The organism is Neobacillus pocheonensis (genome assembly GCF_050477905.1).
Classification (GTDB): Bacteria; Bacillota; Bacilli; order Bacillales; family Cytobacillaceae; genus Neobacillus; species Neobacillus pocheonensis_A.
In genome coordinates this window covers 1-19,206 of record NZ_JBCNAD010000007.1, presented here as the reverse complement: position 1 = coordinate 19,206, position 19,206 = coordinate 1, and the positions used below count along the sequence as shown (strand labels likewise).

Here is a 19,206-nt window from a genome sequence, read left to right as displayed (position 1 = left end):
TTACCATAGCCAAAAAACAGTGGTAATAAACGTAAAGAAAGGTTAATCAAGGGAAATTATCCAGTGCTGTTAAATTGCTTTGATCATGCCGCCGTCGACAAGAAATGAACTGCCTGTCATATAAGAATTTGCATCGGAAAGCAGAAAGGCAGCCACATTGGCAAATTCTTCAGGTGTTCCATATCTTTTCAAAGGAATCCCCGCTTTAACCTGTAATTCAACACTTTCTCGGTCTAATCCCAGCTTGTCTGCATTTACTTGATCAAGGTGCTTTACACGGTCAGTCGCAATTCGCCCAGGCGCAATTGTATTAACAAGAATATTATCGGGAGCTAATTCAGAAGCGAGAGTTTTAGATAGTCCTATAATCCCAGTCCTGAACGTGTTTGAAAGTATTAAACCTGGTATTGGCTCCTTTATGGAAGAAGATGCAATGTTAAGGATTTTTCCTCCCTGTATTTTTAAATAGGGTAAAGCTTCGCGAATCATTCTAACATATGATAATAGATTTAATTCAAAAGCCGCTTGCCATGCTTCATCGCTCAAATCCTCAATCGAACCAGCTGGAGGGCCCCCAGCATTATTGACAAGCATGTGTATCCCGCCAAAGGTCTCGGTGGTAGCTGATACAAGCTCTCTTATATCAGCCGTTTTCGTAATATCTGCTTTTTGGTAGGCCACTTTTCCTGCTCCAATAGATTCTAGTTCATAAGCTTTTTGTTTTAGCTTTTCATCTTCCCGGCCAGAAATCATCACATTGGCCCCTTCTCTTACAAGCCGCTCCGCAATGGCAAACCCTAATCCCTGACTGGAAGCAGCGATTAGCGCAGTTTTACCATTTAAATTTAATTCCATATCTTTTCCATCTCCTTCTTGAAGTTCTATTTCTATTATACAAAAAAAAAAAGAAAAAGTTGGAAATGTATTTTGACATAAATGAAAACTCGCCGATTGGCGAGTTTTCATTTTAGAAGGTGTGTGCAAAATCTTTTGCACGAGCAATTGCATTTTCCTTAATCTCCTGGGCTTTATCTGGCATCGCATTATGCCCTTCGACAAACAGTCCCTCTAAGGTCGGAACCCCGAAAAAACTCATCATTACACTGATATAACGGTGTCCCATTTCCATTTGTGCCGCTGGCCCCTCTGAATAGAATCCCCCTCGTGCCTGAATGTGTAATGCCTTTTTATCTGTTAACAGACCAATCGGGCCTTTTTCAGTATATTTAAACGTTTTTCCAGCAACGGCAACCGAATCCAGATAGGCTTTCATTACTGGAGGAAATGAGAAATTCCATAATGGAGTGACAAATACATATTTATCGGCTGCCACAAACTGCTCACTTAGCTCATTCAAACGGCCTACCTTTGCCTTTTCTTCGGCTGACAGCTCATCAAAAGATTGCCCAGAGCGAAGCTTGCCCCAACCGCTGAATACATCCGCATCGATATGTGGGATGTTTTCATTATACAAATCTAGATGGACGACTTCATCGTTCGGATTAACCTGTTTATAGCTGTCAATAAAGGATTTTCCTACTGCCATACTATAAGACGTTGTTTCATTATGTGGATGGGCTGTAATATATAAAACCTGTGCCATGTTCATCACCTTTCCTTTTGAGATATGACATTTTAGTTTTAGTCAAAAAGCCCTAAAATAACCAAAAAGGATTTGCCATTTTGACAAATCCTTTTATTCCATCTTTTTTATTCGTTTGTTTCAAGTGAATAAGGATTGCGACCAATACTTTGTCTCATTTCATCAGTCATTAGGAATGGTTCATTTACCACTGACTCATCTGCTGCCTGACTTGCTTGTAAACTGCCATCATAATGTACAGGTTTTTGTTCCATATAACATTCACCTCCACCAATTCCTACTTTTAGCATTTGCATTTTTTAGTTATTTACTTATGTAATTCAGGCCTTTCTGACTATAATTATACCAAATATTTCACAAAATTGACATAATAATATGAATAAAATAATAGTGAAATTTACACATAAAAAAAAACCGACTCTTTTAAAAGTCGGTTTTATGTTTATTATTTAGTTGTAGCGTTTACAGCATCAATAACCTGACTGGTTGTTTGCATATTTAACACTTCTTGGGCAAGTTTCTCCATATCAGATTTTGTTAAATTTTTAATAAGAGAGCGAGCCTTTAAAATTGAAGTTGCACTCATTGAAAACTCATCGAGACCAAGTCCAATTAGAACTGGAATCGCTGTTTCGTCCCCTGCCATTTCGCCGCACATACCTGTCCATTTTCCTTCTGCATGTGCTGCATCGATTACCATTTTAACCAATCGTAAAATCGATGGACTATATGGCTGATAAAGGTAAGAAACACGTTGATTCATACGATCTGCCGCCATTGTATATTGAATCAAATCATTAGTTCCAATACTGAAGAAATCAACTTCTTTAGCAAATTGATCAGCTAAAACAGCGGTAGATGGAATCTCTACCATAATCCCAAGCTCGATTTTATCAGCTACGTTTTGACCTTCAGAAACAAGCTTTTGTTTCTCTTCTTCAAGAATCGTTTTGGCTTCACGGAATTCATCCAAAGTGGCAATCATTGGGAACATGATTTTAAGATTACCAAAACTGCTTGCTCTTAAAAGAGCTCGAAGTTGTGTCCTGAAAATCCCTTGTTCCTCAAGACATAAGCGAATCGCCCGGAAACCTAAGAAAGGATTCATTTCTTTTGGTAGTTCTAAATATGGCAGTTCTTTATCACCGCCAATATCCAATGTACGAACGACAACCGGCTTTCCTGCCATACCTTCTAACACAGCTTTATAGGCTTCAAACTGTTCTTCCTCGGTTGGGAGCTGTTCTCTGCCCATATAAAGGAATTCAGTTCTGTATAAACCTACACCTTCACCACCATTTTCAATAACCCCTTTTAAATCACTTGGAGTACCGATATTGGCAGCAAGTTCTACATGCGTGCCATCTGCAGTGACAGTCGCTTCATTGACAAGCTTAGCCCATTCTGCTTTTTGAACTTCGTATGCTTCATGGGTTTTACGGTATTCAGCAACAAGCTCTGGAGTTGGGTTAATATGTACTTCACCTTTTAGACCATCGACAATAACCAAGTCTCCATTGTTAATTTCTTCAGTTGCTGTTTTTGTTCCAACCACAGCTGGTATCTCCATCGAACGCGCCATAATGGCAGAATGCGAGGTGCGGCCGCCAATATTAGTCGTAAACCCTTTTACGAATTCACGGTTCAATTGTGCGGTATCGGATGGAGTTAAATCCTCCGCCACAATGATTACTTCTTCGGCAATCATGCTTGGATTCACTAATTGAACACCTAATAAATGTGCTAATACACGTTTTGTAACATCGCGGATATCAGCTGCACGTTCCTTCATATATTCATTATCCATTTGTTCAAACATCATAACGAACATATCTGCGGTTTCTTTTAGGGCAAACTCTGCATTTACTTTTTCAGACTGAATCTTATCCTCGATAGGCGAATTTAATTCAGGGTCGCTAAGAACAAGTAAATGAGCCTCAAAAATTGCTGCTTTGTCAGCACCGAGATCAACCTTTGCTCGGTCACGAATCGCTTCAAGTTCTGACTTTGATTTAGCCATAGCCTGACGGAACCGTTCAACTTCAGCACTTGGATCTTCAATTGTTTTCTTCTCAAACGTTAAATCTGGTTCAACGAGACGGTATGCTTTCGCAATAGCAATACCATTTGATGCAGCTATTCCATTTAAAAAAGTCATTATTCTGCCAATCCTTCTTTTTTCAATGTTTCTTCAAGGCTATTTAAGGCATCAGCAGAGTCGCTGCCTTCAGCAGAAATTTTAATGTCTGAACCTTGACCAATTCCTAAAGACATTACACCCATAATCGATTTTAAATTAACGGTTTTACCCTTATATTCTAAATTAATTTCAGAATCAAATCTGCTTGCTGTTTGAACTAACAAGGTTGCTGGTCTTGCATGAATTCCTGTTTCCGCTGTTACTTTAAAGTGCTTTTCTGCCATGTAAAATCAAACTCCTCTTAGTTTAAATGTAGTAAAATGAGCCTTCTATTACCAATACTAATTTCTTTTAGTCATTTATATCACAAATAGACTTAAGATAATTTCCCCTAAAATAAAATTAAGTATGTAAGCTGATAGCCTCATTTATGATTAATAAACAGTAATACAATTGCTAGAATAACACGTTCAAACACTACAGACAACTTAAAAACTATAATGTAAGCGCATTAATAAATGACAATTTATTTTTTTTTTCAAATTTCATAAAATAGACAAGAAAGCTCCTTATTATTTATTATGAATATCTTTAAAATACTGTCTTACAACGCGAAAATCCACTTTTACTTTTGCAATCTCTTCAATTGAGGAAACAACCTCGCCATATCGGACTTTTTCGTAAATCTGGATTATGTCTCCCGATGATGGTATACCAATTCTATTCCACCATTCCTCCAAAGTTTCGTGGGGAAGACGTTCTAAATGAAGCTTATGAGCAAGCTTCTGTAATTCAAATATTTCTCTTCTTATAAAATCGTTGGGAGGTTTCACTCGCTTACGCATAAAGGATGGTTGGAGTGCCGACAAAACCCCATTGGTAATTTCGACATTTGCTAAAGAACTGCCCAAAATTTTCCGAAACTTCAATTTCCTTTTATAAAACAGAAAAATAATAAAACCAACCACAGCCATAATGAGCAAATGATACAAGATATTTTCTGTTATTCCAAATGAATGTTCGTGGAAATTGTCTCCATCAAGCTTAACATCGCTTTCCTTCAAAGTAGACTTAAACTCTTTTTTACTAAAATTATTTAAAAGATATTGGAGAATGTTTATCATAGGTTCCACAATACTGCTCAAACCTATTACGATAAACTGCAAGATGGAAAAAACAACAGTCTGAAGATATTTAAATAAAGATGTTAGTATCAAACCAATTAAAGAAAGCACCGAAAGAATTTTAATAAAATACTGTGCAAACCTCCATCTATCACTATGAATCACATTCCATTTTTTAATAAATGCGGCAGTTACCACTAAAAACACTTCAAAAATAAGGAAGAAAACAATTTGATTTTGATAAGAATAGTGTCTCATTGCTGAATAGATAATCACAACCAAGCCTATTAAAAAGGAAAGGAGAACCATGAGAACTTCAGAATGCTCAGAATAATCATCAAACAAGGAAATACCACGCCAAAAAATAAATAAGCCAGACATGGCCGAAAACAATAGGGAGAATCCCAACAGTTGACCAGCCATTAATAACAGCGGAAAAATCGTTATAAAATAAAGCCATTTTCCTTTATTCAGAAATTTAGATAAAAGCATGGTGAAAAGGATAATGCCGAATAGACAAATACCAAGAAAAACGAAAATAGGTGGTAACTCGTTTTTTTGAATAAAGAATAGAAATACACAAAGGACAGTCAACATCAATTCTAAAGTAAAGTGATAGGAAACAGCTGCTACACGATAAATCATATCAACGCCCTTCTCTCACTTCAGCCCAGTTAAAACACCTGTTTCTTTTTCTAAAACTAATTCAAACAATCTAGTACCTTTTTTTGTCATATTAAATAACAATCTTTTTGTTGCATCCGTCCGTATCCCAGCATGAAGAAAAAAGGGCTGTTCACCTAGATGGTTATTAATAAATGACAGCATATGATCATAAGGTAAACTGGAATTTTGTGTACTTATCGATGCAAGTGTCTCTAATACCTTTTGTAAATGCTCTTTACCTTCTCCCTTTGATAAAAATAGAAAGGGAGTATTTCCGGCAGTTCGAACGTTAATGCATACGGAATAAGGGATTTTCTGTTCTAATGCAAAATAAGCAAATTCTGTTATGCAACTTAGCAGCCTTTCAAGATTGCCTGTTATTGAATGACCATCACTGACATTTATGGCAATTGTCCAGCCTCTTTCCGAGATGGCTTCATAGATTTTTGTTTGTAATGATTGATGTTTGGCACTGGCTTTCCAATGAATATGGTTAAAACTATCGGTAGGGACATACTCCCTTGTTCCCACAGGTCCAAGCGGATCCTTATATACTGAATAAGGTACCACATTAGTCCCTTGAAGATTTGACAGATAGTCCTTCAATCCTTTTACGGGGATTCTTTCCGGGTAGACAATGGCTTGTTGATTGAGAAAATACTTGGATTCTAGGATGGTTTCACCAAATCCTAAAAGGCTGGGAATATGTATTTCTAGCTTTCGAATTTTTGCAATCCCTCTCATTTTTGCTGAAAAAGAAAGCTTAAATTGTTTTGTTTGCTTAGTATAGATGGAAAGTGGAACTGTAATTTGATACACGGATAGGGTAGATTCTATATGGTCGCCTTCTGGTGCAACAAAGTGGTCGAAGTAAACCTTTATCTCCCCTTTTAAAATCGGAAATCCCTCATTCCGAAAGGTGATTACCCAATTGCCTTTTTCATTAATAAAAAAGCGTTTTTTTTCAGCTAGATTCTCAACAAATAGCAGGTCTCCAACTTGTTTTAAATAAAAATGATTTCCAATACATACTGCTAAAGAAAAGATCGCTAGAAAAAGGACTAATTTGGAATCCATATAAAGGCTTACAATGATCATTACAATTGCTAATCCGTTAATTATCGGAATTAATCGTTCTTCTACCATATATTTATTCCAACTCATCCATTAGCCTCCGCTTCTACTGGAACGGGAATAGAATCTAGGATTTCATCGATTACAGTTTCTGGTGTTTTTGTTAACGACCCTTCAATGGACATGAAAATCCGATGCCCTAGCACATATTTGGCCACTTGTTTCACATCATCTGGAATAACATATGAACGTCCCATCAAGAAGGCCTTTCCTTGTGCCGCTTTCATGAGTGCCAAAGTTCCTCTTGGGCTTACTCCTAGTTCAATACTATTATTCTCACGCGTTTTTCTTATGATATTAAGAAGGTAATCTTCCATATCACTTGATATATGGATCCCGTTTATTCTTTCCTTCAATTCCATAATTTCTTTTGTTGAAAACACTTGTTTAATGGTGTTTAGCTTCTTGTCTCCACGATGAATTTGCATGATTCTTTTTTCATCCTCATAAACAGGATAGCCAACTTTAATTTTGATAAAAAACCGATCCATTTGCGCTACCGGTAAAGCAAAAGTTCCTTGCTGTGACTCAACTGGATTCTGCGTAGCAATGACCATAAAGGGTTCCTGCAATTTGACCGTTTCCCTATCGATTGTAATCTGCCTTTCCTCCATAACTTCTAATAAACTGGACTGTGTTCTAGGTGTTGCTCGGTTAATTTCATCTGCTAAAACAATATTTGCTTGAATTGGACCAGGACGTAACTCAAATTCTTGCAACTTAGGGTTGAAAAATTGTATCCCAGTTACATCACTTGGCAGAACATCGGGTGTAAATTGAATTCGTGAAAATTCCCCGCCAATTCCGGTTGCAAAGCTTTTTGCGAGCATTGTTTTTCCTGTTCCAGGCACACTTTCCAGTAAAATATGTCCATTAAATAATAAAGAAATAGCCATCAATTCTACTTCCATATCCTTACCAACCATTACTTTACTGATTTCATTTTTTAGTTGAACGATTTTTTCAGTTAAAGACATTCCTGCATCCCCTTAGAAATCTTTTATTCATACATCCTTTTTATTTTACCAAATTTTTAAACTCTTCCAAACTTTTACTATTACAAAAGCTGTGTTAACTTTCCTGTCGATTTCCGCTCCAATCAACAGAGTTAATTAATCAACATTTACCTTTAACACAGCCATTACAAAAAGAAAAAGAGCCCGATATGAGCTCTTCTAATTAACTTCTTGGTTCTTTTAAGTATTGGTATAGGACGTCCCCGCCCCGCTGTCCAATGCCTCGGAAATGCTTAAAATCTTGTCGTTTTACAAGTACCTGGCGAAATTCCATAAAATCTTCATTTTTAACATAGTATTCTGATAGTTCACCATTCATTATCCGATCCAAAATATCTGTAATCATTTCTTCATTCACTCATAAACACCACCATTTATCTAAGTCAAATTTTTTCCATTTCATATTCTATATTAGTAAGCGCTTTCTATTCTATTATTTTATATTACACATATAATCAAATAATTCATTTAGAATTAACAAAATTGTCAAACAAAAGCCTTTACGAATCGGGAAATTTAGTGCAAACTGTTATTTAATTGGATTTCATTTCACGCTTTGAAGGCAAAGGAGAGAGACTAAATGAAAAAAGCAGAAGTAGGAAATATTATCGAATTCCGTGGTGGCTTACAAGGGATAGTAGAAAAAGTGAATGAAAATTCTGTAATAGTCGACCTAACATATATGGATAATTATCGAGATTTAGAATTGGACCAACGTACAGTTGTGAATCATAAAAACTATAAGGTTGTAAAAGAAAGCGCTTTTTAAATTAATAGATTTGTAGAAAAGGCAGCCCATTCACTGCCTTTTCTTTTTTTTCCTATTTACCTTGTCCAGCTTCTTTCGATAATTGTTTTAAAGACTTTACCTTACCATGAGGATTTTGATCCTGCTTTCTTACAGTCCATTCTCTCTCTTGCTGACTTTGAGATTTGCTCATTTCTTTCACTCCTTTCCTGATTATTTTTTTCTATTTTTCAAATTCTTATCAAAGGAATTGGATAAAATGTTTAATGAGAAATAATTTATTGATTTTTAAAGGAGTTCACCATGATAAAGAATATCTTCTTAGATATGCGTCTTGTGATTGGAATTCTAATCGCCCATGTCCTAATATACTTTTCCTTCCTTGATAAAGTGATTTTTTGGTATATCTTTTCAGGATCTTTACTGTTTTTAATTGTTTACGCCATGTTCCAAGGAGACGTCGATGACAAGGCATCCTTCATAAAATATATATTTTTTGGTGCCGTCTCTGGACTTCTTCTGTATGCTGTTTTTTGGCTGGGCTTCCATGCAATCCACCTTTTCCATCTTCCAATTAAAAAGAGCATTACTAAACTCTATAATTGGTATGCACCATCTTTATTTTGGCAATACCTTGCCCTTGTGTTCGTGGCGGCACCAGGAGAAGAATTTTTCTGGCGTGGATTTATTCAAAAACGACTATCAAAGCACTTTAGACCCATGGTCAGTATTTTAACAGCCTCTTTATTGTACGCTTCAGTAAATATTTATTCAGGGTCCTTCCTATTAGTCCTTGCTGCATTTTTATCCGGCTTTGTTTGGGGCTTCTTATATTTTTGGAAAAAAAGCATGCCACTCGTGATTGTTTCTCATATCATTTTTGAAATCATGATTTTTATTATTTTGCCTTTAAAATAGGTAAACAGCTGTTCATGATCGAACAGCTGTCTTTTTATTTTCTTTCATTGGCTGTAAAAGGTTTCATCCAAAGCAATACAAAAAAAGTCATGCAAACATAACCAAACAATGGATATAAATACGATAAGAGTGTACTGTAATCCACCAAACTAATGAGATAGGAAACAGCAAAAATGGCAAATACCGATGCTATCGTTGGAATAGCCATGTATTGCTTCAGTTGCCGATCAAGCCCGAAGACGTTTCCAATGACAGATGTGAAAATTTCCCCATAAATGACCAGAACAAATATCCAATATAAAAATGGGGCTAAATTTTTCATGATAATTGCCATCGGAATATCATATAATTCTAGATTCGGCAACATAATCAAGGTAAAATGGCTCGCAATTAATATTAGTGTTAGAGCAAGCCCACCGAGAATTCCGCCCCATTTAATTGTCCAATCATCCTTTATCTCGGTTGCAATTGGCACTAAAACAGCTTGTGCTAAACCAAGGTTTAATGCCACATACGAAAATGGAGCCACAACACTTTTCCAGCCGTCGTCGGCATGGGGAATAAATAAAAATTGGTTGATGAAGTTAGGCATTCTTAATGAATAAACCATCAATATTAAGCTAAAAGAAATCATTAACGGGACTACAAATGTATTTACAGCAAAGAGCCCCTTGGTACCAATTAACATAACAATTATAGAAAGAAAAATTGTCAGAAATACCCCAGCAGCTTTTGGAAGATTCAGTTGTTCCTCAAATACAGCTCCTGCACCTGAAAGCATTACCGCACTTACTCCAAGCAGCATCAAGAGCATAAAAATATTGATAAGCCTGCTTGGCCATTTTCCAAACAAATACTCATTAAACTCTTGATAAGATTTTGCCTTAATCTGAGCGGCCATACGCATCAACTTTGAGCCGATGGCGACAAAAAAATAACCGCTCATTAATATACTTATAAAGCCAAAGAAACCGAATCGCGAAAAAAATTCGACGATTTCTTTTCCTGTGGCGAAACCTGCACCAACAACAGTCCCTACATAGACCGCCGCAATTTGAAAGGCTGCTGCCCAATTCCGCTTCACACCATCCCCCCCTTATCATCAATATATGTATGAAGGGACAAACAAAGACGAGCTTTTTCTTGTATTGTAAAGATTTACTATAAGCAAACATCTTGAAAGTCAAAAAAGGTCAGAGTATACTTTAGTCATAAGGTCAAAGATAGTCAAAGTCAAATTGATTAAAGCTAAATAACAAGGAGGTTATTATTCATGCTTTGTCAAAAATGTAATCAAAACAACGCAAACTTACAATTTACTTTAAATATTAATGGTCAACTTAAAGAAATGAAATTGTGCCACGAATGTTATTCAAGAGAAAAGAAAACAATGGGAGCAGACTTCGGCCCATCTATGAATTCTTTTCCAGGCTTCTCCTTTGAAGATTTGTTTATGGGGAAGGGCTTTTCTCCAAACCAAAACTTTCATGGTCAAACTCCGCCGCAAAGCGCTCGTAAATCACAGGCTGGCGGCTTTATCGATCAATTCGGCCGTAATTTAACGCAAATGGCTAGAGCAGGCTTGATTGATCCTGTTATTGGCCGTGATGAAGAAGTGAAACGAGTCATTGAAATCTTGAACAGAAGAAATAAAAATAATCCTGTATTAATCGGAGAACCAGGTGTTGGAAAAACAGCCATTGCAGAAGGTCTTGCCCTGAAAATTGCCGATGGAAATGTGCCTGGAAAGCTCCAAAATAAAAAGGTTTATTTACTAGATGTCGCTTCCCTTGTGGCTAATACAGGAATACGTGGTCAATTCGAAGAACGAATGAAACAGTTAATTTCAGAGCTGCAAGAGCGAAAAAATATTATCCTGTTCATTGATGAAATTCATCTCCTTGTTGGTGCAGGTTCTGCAGAAGGTTCCATGGATGCAGGTAATATTTTAAAGCCTGCCCTTGCCCGTGGAGAGTTGCAGGTTGTTGGTGCGACAACTTTAAAGGAATATCGTCAAATCGAAAAGGATTCAGCTTTAGAGCGTCGCTTCCAGCCTGTTCACGTTCTGGAACCTGATGTAAATGCTGCGATTAACATCTTAGAAGGAATCCAAAAGAAATACGAAGATTACCATGAAGTAACCTATACAGAAGAAGCCATCCGTGCCTGTGTCCAATTATCACAGCGCTTTATTCAAGACCGTTTCTTACCTGATAAAGCTATTGACTTACTGGATGAAGCGGGTTCAAAATTAAATCTTACTTCTGAATACAAAAACAATGAGCAAATTGAAGGACGTTTGAAAGAGATAGCTCTTAAGAAGGAACAAGCTTTAAAAAATGAGCATTATGAAACAGCTGCCAAGCTTCGTGATGAAGAAGCAAAACTTGAAAAAGCTTTAAATACGGCAGCAAGCACAGAAAGACCCATTGTCACGGTGTCGCATATTCAAGAAATTATCGAACAAAAAACAGGTATTCCTGTAGGAAAGTTGCATGAAGATGAACAGCTAAAGATGAAAAAATTAGAAGAGAATTTAAACCAAAAAGTCATTGGACAGGAAAAAGCTGTCCAAAAGGTGGCAAAAGCGATTAGACGGAGTCGTGCCGGCTTAAAATCTAAACACCGCCCAATCGGTTCCTTCCTATTTGTTGGTCCAACAGGTGTCGGTAAAACAGAATTAACGAAAACGTTAGCTGAGGAATTATTCGGTACTAAGGAATCGATGATTCGTCTTGATATGAGTGAATACATGGAAAAACACAGCGTTTCAAAATTAATCGGTTCACCTCCTGGTTATATTGGTCATGATGAAGCAGGACAACTGACCGAAAAAGTACGCCGAAATCCATACAGCATCATTTTACTGGATGAAATTGAAAAGGCTCATCCGGACGTACAGCACATGTTCCTGCAAATACTTGAGGACGGCCGTCTCACTGACAGCCAAGGCAGAATTGTAAGCTTTAAAGACACAGTAATCATCATGACAAGCAATGCTGGCGTTGGGCATAAAACTGTACATGTTGGTTTTGGAACAAATGAAGCAGTAGAAGAGGCTAGTATTCTTGATTCCCTTGGCAGTTTCTTTAAACCTGAATTCTTAAATCGCTTTGATGGAATCATTGAATTTCATTCATTAAATAGACAACACATTTTGACTATTGTTGACCTTATGATTCAGGAATTACAAGAAACACTTAAAGAACAAGATATGGAATTAACCATTACAACTGAAGCAAAAGAAAAATTAGCTGAACTAGGCTACCACCCAGCTTTCGGAGCTCGTCCACTCCGCAGAGTAATTCAAGAACAGCTTGAGGATAAGATTGCGGATTATATTTTAGAACAGCCTGATGCCAAAAATTTAACTGCTGGAATCGAATCCGGGGAATTAAAGGTGAAATCAGAAGTTGTTTCAATTTCATAATTGTAAAAGCGAAGCCACATATATGGCTTCGCTTTTTTGTCATTTATAGTTGTTTATCGTCAACTGAATTCAACCAATTCTCAATTTCGCCAACAACGGACTCCACACAGCCGTTTTCAAATGGTGATATTAAATTCGCTGCAGCTGCAAGTTTAGTAAAGGACATGCTTCCGCCAAGTTTACAAAGCTTCACATAGTCTGCCCACGCTTCGTTTTGACTTTCTCTTGAACGCTTCCAGAATTGGAATGCACAAATTTGTGCCAGAGTATAATCGATGTAATAGAAAGGGGAATTATAAATATGTCCTTGACGCTGCCAGAAACCGCCATTTTCTAAATACGCATTGCCATCATAATCTTTATGCGGCAAATATTTTTTCTCGATTTCACGCCATGCTTGTTTTCGTTCTTCTGGTGAGGCTGAATGGTTTTCATATACCCAATGCTGGAACTCATCAACAGAAACACCATATGGCAGGAATAAAAGCGCATCGCTTAAGTGTGAAAACTTATATTTATCGGTATCCTCTTTGAAGAATAGCTCCATCCATGGCCATGTAAAAAATTCCATACTCATAGAATGGATTTCACAAGCTTCGTACGTAGGCCATGCATATTCAGGTATATCAAAATGACGGCTGGAATAAACCTGGAAGGCATGCCCTGCTTCGTGTGTCAACACATCAATATCGCCGGAAGTTCCATTAAAATTTGAAAAAATGAACGGAGCTTTATAATTTTCAATGTAAGTGCAATAGCCGCCCCCGGCTTTACCCTTTTTTGCAACGAGATCCATCAGGTTATTTTCCTGCATAAAGCTGAAAAATTCCCCTGTTTCCTTCGAAAGGTCTTCATACATTTTTTGCCCATTTTCAATAATCCACTCAGGACTGCCTTTTGGTTTCGCATTTCCAGTCTGATAAATAAAGTTTTCATCATAATATTTTAGTTGCTCAAGTCCAAGACGCTCCCTTTGACGCTCTTTTAATTTACTCGCAATCGGAACGATATAATCTTTTACTTGATTACGGAAATTGGCAACCATTTCGGCATTATAATCGGTTCTCATCATTCGATAGTAACCAAGTTCTACAAAGTTCTTATAACCCAGAGTTTGGGCAATTTCGGTTCTTACTTTTACAAGCTCATCATAAATACGGTCTAACTCTGATTCATGCTCTGCAAAAAAGCCAAATTTCGCTTCACTAGCCAGTTTTCGTTTCTCACGGCTGGTATCCTGAGTATATGGCTCTAGTTGAGCAAGCGTTCTTTCTTCCCCTTCAAATACAATTTTGGCCGAAGCTAGTAGCTTTGTATATTCCGTGGAAAGGCGATTTTCTTTCTGAAGTAATGGAACGATTTCCGGTTTAAATGTTTTGAGCTGACCTTCTGCAAGTGCGAAAAGCTGTTTTCCAAACTTTTCTTCAAGCTCCATACGGAATTTGGAATCGACAAGGGCTTGATAATACTTGGACACAAGGCCTTCAACCTCAGGCTGAATTTCATCAATATAATCCTGTTCTACTTTATAAAACTCGTCATTTGTATCAATCGAATGACGAATATAACAAAGATTGAACATCGTCCCAAGGTCATTTCTCAACTGATTAATCTCAATCATTTCTTTGATTTGTTCAGCAGCTGAAGAAGCTTTTTTAAAGCGTTCAAGGACTACTTCAAATTTCGCCGTTACTTCTTCCAAATTTGGACGAGCATATGTATAATTTTCAAAACTCATTAAAACAACCCCTTTGTTCTAATTTTCCAGATATAAACATTTCGACACTATTCAATAATATTCCTTTATATAAAAAAAATACGGCATTAGCCGTATTAAAATTTTCCTGCAGGTATTCCTAATTTTTTTAGCAACTCAATGGCTTGCATTTTCTCTTCAGCAGTTAAGCTCGACATTAATTTATCAATTTGCTGGGCATGATCTGGAAAAATTTCCTGGATGAACTTCTTCCCGTCATCTGTTATTTGCGCATATGTTACCCGTCTGTCTTTAGGGCACGCAATCCTTTTCAGCATTCCCTTTTGTTCAAGTTTGTCAACTACATACGTTATGCTTCCGCTTGCAAGCAGAATTTTCCCGCCAATTTGTTGCATCGGCTGGTCTCCTTTATGATATAGGAGCTCTAAAACAGCAAATTCAGTGGGATTTAATCCATTAGCTTGTATGGCCTTATTAACATGCTCATTTATAGCTTTATAGGCTCTTGAAAGAACAATAAATAATTTTAATGAAGTTGAAACTGAATCGTTTTCCATAAAAACTCATCCTTTTAAATTATCTCGATTTCAAAATTATTATAAAAAATTTTTTAAGTACTGTCAAATTCCCTTTTAATGGTATAATAATTTCGTTAATAATGATAACGAAATTAATTGAGGTACATTCATGAGAATTCGCAAGGGTAGTATCCTTACATATTTAATCGTCGTGATTATTCCTGTTTTCCTTTTAGGCGTATATTTTTATTATAATATTTTAAAAGATAATGATAAAAACAGAAGAGACCATGCCAGTTGGGTTGCATTCATTTATCAAAAGAATTGGGACCAATTCATAAGCGAAACCGTGACTAGTTTGAGAATTTTATCCCTTTCAGCTGAGGATAACCTAATTTTACCAGAAAAAATGGAACCTTTACTCACAAGGGTAAACCAGAACGACCCTCGATATGGAGGTCTTTACTTATTAGATGATAAAGGAAACTTGTTAATTGGTACAGTTTCATTACGAAATGATGCTGATTTTTCCAAATTAAACTTTATTCAAGAAGTAATCAATACGAAGGATATCATTATTTCTGAACATGAAGAAATTCTTAAAAACAATCAAAGAATCATCGGGTTAGCAACCCCGGTTCTCGATGAGAATCACAAGCTAAAGGCCATTCTTGTTGCTGACCTCAGAATCGATTATATGAGGAATCTAATGAAGGTTCTGACACCGGATACAAAGCTATACGTTGTAAACGGGGCAGATAATACCTTGCTTGAAATGAATGTAAACCGAAATGATTTGATGGATTCATCTGAATGGGTCACTTATCCAATGGACCGCTTGCCTTGGAGTATTAAAGTAAAAATGTCCGAACGCAATAAGAATGTGATTATCAAAGAAATGGCTGAATATTTATTTATTCTCCTTATCATCACACATATTCTTTTCTTACTAATCAAATATATTCTTCTAAGTATTCATACGGGTAAAGAACGAAAAGAAAATGAGCTGCAAAAGCTTGAACTAGTTGGTACCCTGGCTGCCAGTACAGCCCATGAAATCCGGAACCCTTTAACTGGGGTAAAAGGTTTAATCCAACTATTAAGTGAAAAATATACCGAACCCGATGACCGATATTATTTTGATGTTATTGATTCTGAGCTAAAACGAATAAATGAGATTGTCAGCGAGTTTTTAATACTTGGTAAACCAACGGCTCAACTGATGGAAAACGTTAATATCCATGAAATAGTTCATGATTTACGGCCATTAATAATATCAGAGGCAAATTCTCATAACGTTGAATGTGTGTGGCAGATATCCGATGAACCGATAGTAGTAAAATGTGTCAAAGATCAAATGAAACAAGTGATTTTAAATATCGCAAAAAATGCTTTCGAATCATTTGAAAGTTCAGGGACGCTGGAAATAAAGCTTCAAGCATTTGCTGATTTTTGCAAGTTAGAGATCAGCGATAACGGTAAGGGAATTCCGACTGATGAATTAGAAAAAATATTCCGACCGTTCTTTACGTCCAAAGAAACGGGAACTGGACTTGGTCTGGTAATTTGCAGGCGGATTATTAATTCTTTCGGTGGTACCATTCAAATAAACAGTAAAGAAACAATAGGCACAACAGTAGAAATCACATTGCCAATAATAAAAGAAAAACGAGACTGATTAGTCTCGTTTTTTTAGATTGTTAGAAAGGTTATTTTTCTCGGTAATTTTTTATGTAGTCAGAATCTAAATACCAAATTTATAGATTGTCCCTGCAATTGGGCCTGTTGATTTCCGATCCGGGCACTCGCTTTCCGCGGGGAGGCTCCCCGGCACGCCCGCGGAAAGCGAAGCGCCTGGAGCGCAAATCAACAGACAAGTTAAAACCCTATATATTTAGATTTTTATAACAATTAACTCTGTGAGTTATTATGGAAAAAGAATACAATAAAAGGCTATCGATAGTTTTTCGACAGCCAGAGAAAACGAGTCTGATTTGTCTCGCTTTTTATTTGATTTCTTGAATTTTACGGTATAATTCTAATTTTTCTTCATCTGTCAGCATTCTCTCTGCCATTGGGAACAATACATTTTCTTCTTTTGCAAAGTGGTCGGTCAAGATAAAGTAAGCGTTTTGGATTAATTCAGCCAATGATTTTATTTCACCAGGTGATGAAGGTACATCAGCCGATTTTTCAAGAAATGCCACGATATTAGCTTTAGCCTGATCATGTTCATACTCCATGACAGCAATTGGTCCAGAAGTTGTTCCAATATACACGCCCATCATTGGAAAAAGAACACCCTCTTCCCTTTCTGAATGAGGATCTAAGGCTGCCTTAAATTCTTTTACTTTCTTAATCAATTCGTTAAAGCTCTCTTCAAGAACTATTTCTTGATCAATTTTTTGGGTTAAGCTATACAATTCCTCTAATTGCGCTAATAAAGGGGGATGCTCACTTTTTAATTGTTTAAGTCCTTCACTTAATTCACCTGAAGGCATTCCTCCAAATGCACTCATACACCCGCTCATTTAATTGTTCACCTCTTACCTTTTAATTAATTTAAGTATAAAAAGAAACTTAAATATTTGTAGTGACGCTGGTCACAAAAAAAATACTTTTGTTAGAATTTAAACTTTTTGTCGATTTTATGAAAACGCTTTATATTTTTTAAAAATTTTAACATTTATCACACAAAAATCGTTAATAGTTTCATATAATATAGTTAAGACAGATAAAGGAGGACAACAATTCATGAAAACACCAAATTATCACGACTTTTATCAAAAGGCATTGATTCCAATTGGTTTAAATGACCTGATGTCACTTAAGGATTCAGATGCTTATATCCCTGGTTCTCCCTCTACTCACTGGCTTATTGCCGTTGAAGGGGTACAGCTCCCTCAACCAAAGATATACTACCATTGGAAAGTGAGTATTTATCCTGCTGACTGTGAAGGTGATTTTAATTGGAAAAAGCCTTATTATTGTTCGGCAAATATGGAGTCAATTGACAGTGCTACAAAGCTTGCAAGCTCTTTTGTATGCTCCAGCAAAAAAGATGAACTTTCCTCCACCACAATACTAGAGAAAATAAGCTAACCTCTAAAATACTACCTTCTGCTTCACCTTCTTTTTATCATTCCTTGTGAAATAACATACATATAGTGTTTTCTTTTCTTTTCCATATATCAAAAAGTGCTGTTTGCATTTAATGCAACAGCACTTTTTGGATTTATTATGCTAACCGGAAGACAATTCCATGTCCGCCTTTAGGGTATTCCCATTTAATATTCTGGTATGGACAGCCAATACGGCAGCTTCCGCATTCATGACAGCCTTCATAGCCAACCTGCATCCTAGTTCTTTACCATTTATACACTTCAGCCGGGCAGAAGACTGTACAAAGTTTATCAGGACATTGGGTCATGCAAACATCATGATCTAGTACAGTTAAATGGGATTTCGTGTCACACTTAAAACGGAGAAGATACTGTTTTTCTTCGATATTTTTAGTAGACATTATTTCACCGCCTTCCAAGCACGAAGGCATAATTTATGAAAAAATCCTTTATTTATAAAGGTCCAAAACCTTGAAAATGGATTTTGGTCACAAATTTGGTCACATGATAGTTAAACTTCCTAACATTTCGTCTAATTTCATGGCAACCTCTTGTTGCATACTTGGAAGTACATGACTATAAATATCAAGTGTAATTCCAATTCTTGAATGTCCAAGACGCTCTTGTATTACCTTTGGATTAATTTTTTGTTGAATTAGCATTGTGGCATGAGTGTGACGCAAATCATGAAAACGTAAAATTATCTTCCTTTTTCTGGAAATTAACTGATGTATGTTTTGGCAGTATGTTTATTAATCTTTATGAATCATTACTAAAGGGTAAACATGTATGAACACTAATATTTATTCATATTTATGAAGCGTGCTTATTGCACTACTATGAAAATAAACTTATCTAACTCCGAAAAAAGACAATGTTGAAGAAGACTCTGCTCAATCGTTAAAAAAAGAGGAGAGCGGTATTAAAAAGACTATGGATAAGGGTTGACTGGATTAAGGTCAGTATCAGTATTGACATTTCTTAACTATTTTCATCCTCTGTGGTGCAGCGCTGATTTTTGCGCTGCATGGGTGGCTAACGGGGCAGTATAGTTGTGCGAAATGTTCCTA

Annotated in this window: 20 protein-coding genes and 1 pseudogene; 5 read left to right on the top strand and 16 right to left on the bottom strand. The window is 36.5% G+C overall.

The annotated features are described in order from the left end of the window. Positions 1–69 precede the first annotated feature (69 nt). The 9 genes from ABES02_RS02915 to ABES02_RS02875 all read right to left on the bottom strand — a co-directional run bounded on the left by ABES02_RS02915 (position 70) and on the right by ABES02_RS02875 (position 8,041). Positions 70–855, bottom strand: coding sequence for an SDR family oxidoreductase (locus ABES02_RS02915; RefSeq protein ID WP_430130498.1), 786 nt, complete (start codon positions 853–855; stop codon positions 70–72). Positions 856–967: 112 nt separating this feature from the next. Continuing rightward, the gene (locus ABES02_RS02910) at positions 968–1,603 is read right to left on the bottom strand and encodes an FMN-dependent NADH-azoreductase (protein ID WP_430130495.1); all 636 of its coding nucleotides are present in this window, start codon (positions 1,601–1,603) and stop codon (positions 968–970) included. Positions 1,604–1,710: 107 nt separating this feature from the next. Then, the gene (locus ABES02_RS02905) at positions 1,711–1,857 is read right to left on the bottom strand and encodes a hypothetical protein (protein ID WP_430130492.1); all 147 of its coding nucleotides are present in this window, start codon (positions 1,855–1,857) and stop codon (positions 1,711–1,713) included. A gap of 191 nt (positions 1,858–2,048) precedes the next feature. Beyond that, positions 2,049–3,761 (bottom strand): phosphoenolpyruvate--protein phosphotransferase, encoded by a 1,713-nt coding sequence (ptsP, locus tag ABES02_RS02900; protein ID WP_430130489.1) that lies wholly within the window; start codon positions 3,759–3,761, stop codon positions 2,049–2,051. Beyond that, positions 3,761–4,027, bottom strand: a complete 267-nt coding sequence (locus tag ABES02_RS02895; protein WP_430130486.1) for a phosphocarrier protein HPr — start codon at positions 4,025–4,027, stop codon at positions 3,761–3,763. Before ABES02_RS02895 ends, ptsP begins: the two co-directional genes overlap by 1 nt. Positions 4,028–4,315: 288 nt before the next feature. After that, positions 4,316–5,512, bottom strand: a complete 1,197-nt coding sequence (locus ABES02_RS02890) for a hypothetical protein (RefSeq protein WP_430130483.1) — start codon at positions 5,510–5,512, stop codon at positions 4,316–4,318. A 15-nt stretch (positions 5,513–5,527) separates the two neighbouring features. Next, the gene (locus ABES02_RS02885) at positions 5,528–6,697 is read right to left on the bottom strand and encodes a DUF58 domain-containing protein (RefSeq protein ID WP_430130480.1); all 1,170 of its coding nucleotides are present in this window, start codon (positions 6,695–6,697) and stop codon (positions 5,528–5,530) included. Continuing rightward, entirely contained in the window at positions 6,694–7,644 is a 951-nt protein-coding gene (locus ABES02_RS02880) for an AAA family ATPase (protein ID WP_430130476.1), read from the bottom strand. The genes ABES02_RS02885 and ABES02_RS02880 overlap by 4 nt, the downstream gene beginning before the upstream one ends. A 202-nt stretch (positions 7,645–7,846) precedes the next feature. Further along, entirely contained in the window at positions 7,847–8,041 is a 195-nt protein-coding gene (locus ABES02_RS02875) for a hypothetical protein (protein ID WP_430130472.1), read from the bottom strand. Between the two features lie 222 nt (positions 8,042–8,263). Between ABES02_RS02875 and ABES02_RS02870 the strand changes: the two genes are divergently transcribed. Continuing rightward, positions 8,264–8,452 (top strand): YkvS family protein, encoded by a 189-nt coding sequence (locus ABES02_RS02870; protein ID WP_289982512.1) that lies wholly within the window; start codon positions 8,264–8,266, stop codon positions 8,450–8,452. Positions 8,453–8,504: 52 nt separating this feature from the next. Here the strand turns inward: ABES02_RS02870 and ABES02_RS02865 are convergent, their stop codons facing one another. Beyond that, complete coding sequence (locus tag ABES02_RS02865; RefSeq protein WP_430130469.1) at positions 8,505–8,624, bottom strand: DUF6254 family protein; 120 nt, start codon at positions 8,622–8,624, stop codon at positions 8,505–8,507. 110 nt (positions 8,625–8,734) lie between these two features. On the opposite strand from ABES02_RS02865, the gene ABES02_RS02860 reads away from it, so the two are divergent. Further along, positions 8,735–9,349, top strand: a complete 615-nt coding sequence (locus ABES02_RS02860; RefSeq protein ID WP_430130467.1) for a CPBP family intramembrane glutamic endopeptidase — start codon at positions 8,735–8,737, stop codon at positions 9,347–9,349. Positions 9,350–9,383: 34 nt separating this feature from the next. Here ABES02_RS02860 and ABES02_RS02855 read toward each other — a convergent pair whose 3' ends face one another. After that, positions 9,384–10,433, bottom strand: coding sequence for a YkvI family membrane protein (locus ABES02_RS02855; RefSeq protein ID WP_430130464.1), 1,050 nt, complete (start codon positions 10,431–10,433; stop codon positions 9,384–9,386). A 189-nt stretch (positions 10,434–10,622) separates the two neighbouring features. Between ABES02_RS02855 and ABES02_RS02850 the strand changes: the two genes are divergently transcribed. After that, on the top strand, positions 10,623–12,779 hold the full coding sequence (locus tag ABES02_RS02850; protein ID WP_430130461.1) for an AAA family ATPase: 2,157 nt from the start codon (positions 10,623–10,625) through the stop codon (positions 12,777–12,779). A gap of 43 nt (positions 12,780–12,822) precedes the next feature. Here the strand turns inward: ABES02_RS02850 and ABES02_RS02845 are convergent, their stop codons facing one another. Both ABES02_RS02845 and ABES02_RS02840 read right to left on the bottom strand, forming a co-directional pair. Continuing rightward, positions 12,823–14,517, bottom strand: a complete 1,695-nt coding sequence (locus tag ABES02_RS02845) for a M3 family oligoendopeptidase (protein ID WP_430130459.1) — start codon at positions 14,515–14,517, stop codon at positions 12,823–12,825. A 95-nt stretch (positions 14,518–14,612) separates the two neighbouring features. Next, positions 14,613–15,053 (bottom strand): MarR family winged helix-turn-helix transcriptional regulator, encoded by a 441-nt coding sequence (locus tag ABES02_RS02840; protein WP_430130456.1) that lies wholly within the window; start codon positions 15,051–15,053, stop codon positions 14,613–14,615. Positions 15,054–15,183: 130 nt separating this feature from the next. Here ABES02_RS02840 and ABES02_RS02835 point away from each other — a divergent pair, with 130 nt between their 5' ends. After that, on the top strand, positions 15,184–16,692 hold the full coding sequence (locus ABES02_RS02835; protein WP_430130453.1) for an ATP-binding protein: 1,509 nt from the start codon (positions 15,184–15,186) through the stop codon (positions 16,690–16,692). Between the two features lie 328 nt (positions 16,693–17,020). On the opposite strand, the gene ABES02_RS02830 is transcribed toward ABES02_RS02835, so the two are convergent. Then, positions 17,021–17,545 (bottom strand): hemerythrin domain-containing protein, encoded by a 525-nt coding sequence (locus tag ABES02_RS02830; protein ID WP_430130450.1) that lies wholly within the window; start codon positions 17,543–17,545, stop codon positions 17,021–17,023. A gap of 223 nt (positions 17,546–17,768) precedes the next feature. Here ABES02_RS02830 and ABES02_RS02825 point away from each other — a divergent pair, with 223 nt between their 5' ends. Then, complete coding sequence (locus tag ABES02_RS02825; RefSeq protein WP_430130447.1) at positions 17,769–18,116, top strand: hypothetical protein; 348 nt, start codon at positions 17,769–17,771, stop codon at positions 18,114–18,116. 136 nt (positions 18,117–18,252) lie between these two features. On the opposite strand, the pseudogene ABES02_RS02820 reads toward ABES02_RS02825, so the two are convergent. Further along, a pseudogene (locus tag ABES02_RS02820) lies at positions 18,253–18,537 on the bottom strand (ferredoxin family protein). A gap of 99 nt (positions 18,538–18,636) precedes the next feature. Continuing rightward, positions 18,637–18,837: a tyrosine-type recombinase/integrase gene (locus ABES02_RS02815; RefSeq protein WP_430131293.1), complete on the bottom strand. Its 201-nt coding sequence runs from the start codon at positions 18,835–18,837 to the stop codon at positions 18,637–18,639. Positions 18,838–19,206 lie beyond the last annotated feature (369 nt).

Coding starts and splice junctions, on each gene's coding strand:
- ABES02_RS02915 (WP_430130498.1), bottom strand. CDS start 855: ATGGAATTAAATTTAAATGGTAAAACTGCGCTAATCGCTGCTTCCAGT.
- ABES02_RS02910 (WP_430130495.1), bottom strand. CDS start 1,603: ATGGCACAGGTTTTATATATTACAGCCCATCCACATAATGAAACAACG.
- ABES02_RS02905 (WP_430130492.1), bottom strand. CDS start 1,857: ATGGAACAAAAACCTGTACATTATGATGGCAGTTTACAAGCAAGTCAG.
- ptsP (WP_430130489.1), bottom strand. CDS start 3,761: ATGACTTTTTTAAATGGAATAGCTGCATCAAATGGTATTGCTATTGCG.
- ABES02_RS02895 (WP_430130486.1), bottom strand. CDS start 4,027: ATGGCAGAAAAGCACTTTAAAGTAACAGCGGAAACAGGAATTCATGCA.
- ABES02_RS02890 (WP_430130483.1), bottom strand. CDS start 5,512: ATGATTTATCGTGTAGCAGCTGTTTCCTATCACTTTACTTTAGAATTG.
- ABES02_RS02885 (WP_430130480.1), bottom strand. CDS start 6,697: ATGAGTTGGAATAAATATATGGTAGAAGAACGATTAATTCCGATAATT.
- ABES02_RS02880 (WP_430130476.1), bottom strand. CDS start 7,644: ATGTCTTTAACTGAAAAAATCGTTCAACTAAAAAATGAAATCAGTAAA.
- ABES02_RS02870 (WP_289982512.1), top strand. CDS start 8,264: ATGAAAAAAGCAGAAGTAGGAAATATTATCGAATTCCGTGGTGGCTTA.
- ABES02_RS02865 (WP_430130469.1), bottom strand. CDS start 8,624: ATGAGCAAATCTCAAAGTCAGCAAGAGAGAGAATGGACTGTAAGAAAG.
- ABES02_RS02860 (WP_430130467.1), top strand. CDS start 8,735: ATGATAAAGAATATCTTCTTAGATATGCGTCTTGTGATTGGAATTCTA.
- ABES02_RS02850 (WP_430130461.1), top strand. CDS start 10,623: ATGCTTTGTCAAAAATGTAATCAAAACAACGCAAACTTACAATTTACT.
- ABES02_RS02845 (WP_430130459.1), bottom strand. CDS start 14,517: ATGAGTTTTGAAAATTATACATATGCTCGTCCAAATTTGGAAGAAGTA.
- ABES02_RS02840 (WP_430130456.1), bottom strand. CDS start 15,053: ATGGAAAACGATTCAGTTTCAACTTCATTAAAATTATTTATTGTTCTT.
- ABES02_RS02835 (WP_430130453.1), top strand. CDS start 15,184: ATGAGAATTCGCAAGGGTAGTATCCTTACATATTTAATCGTCGTGATT.
- ABES02_RS02830 (WP_430130450.1), bottom strand. CDS start 17,545: ATGAGCGGGTGTATGAGTGCATTTGGAGGAATGCCTTCAGGTGAATTA.
- ABES02_RS02825 (WP_430130447.1), top strand. CDS start 17,769: ATGAAAACACCAAATTATCACGACTTTTATCAAAAGGCATTGATTCCA.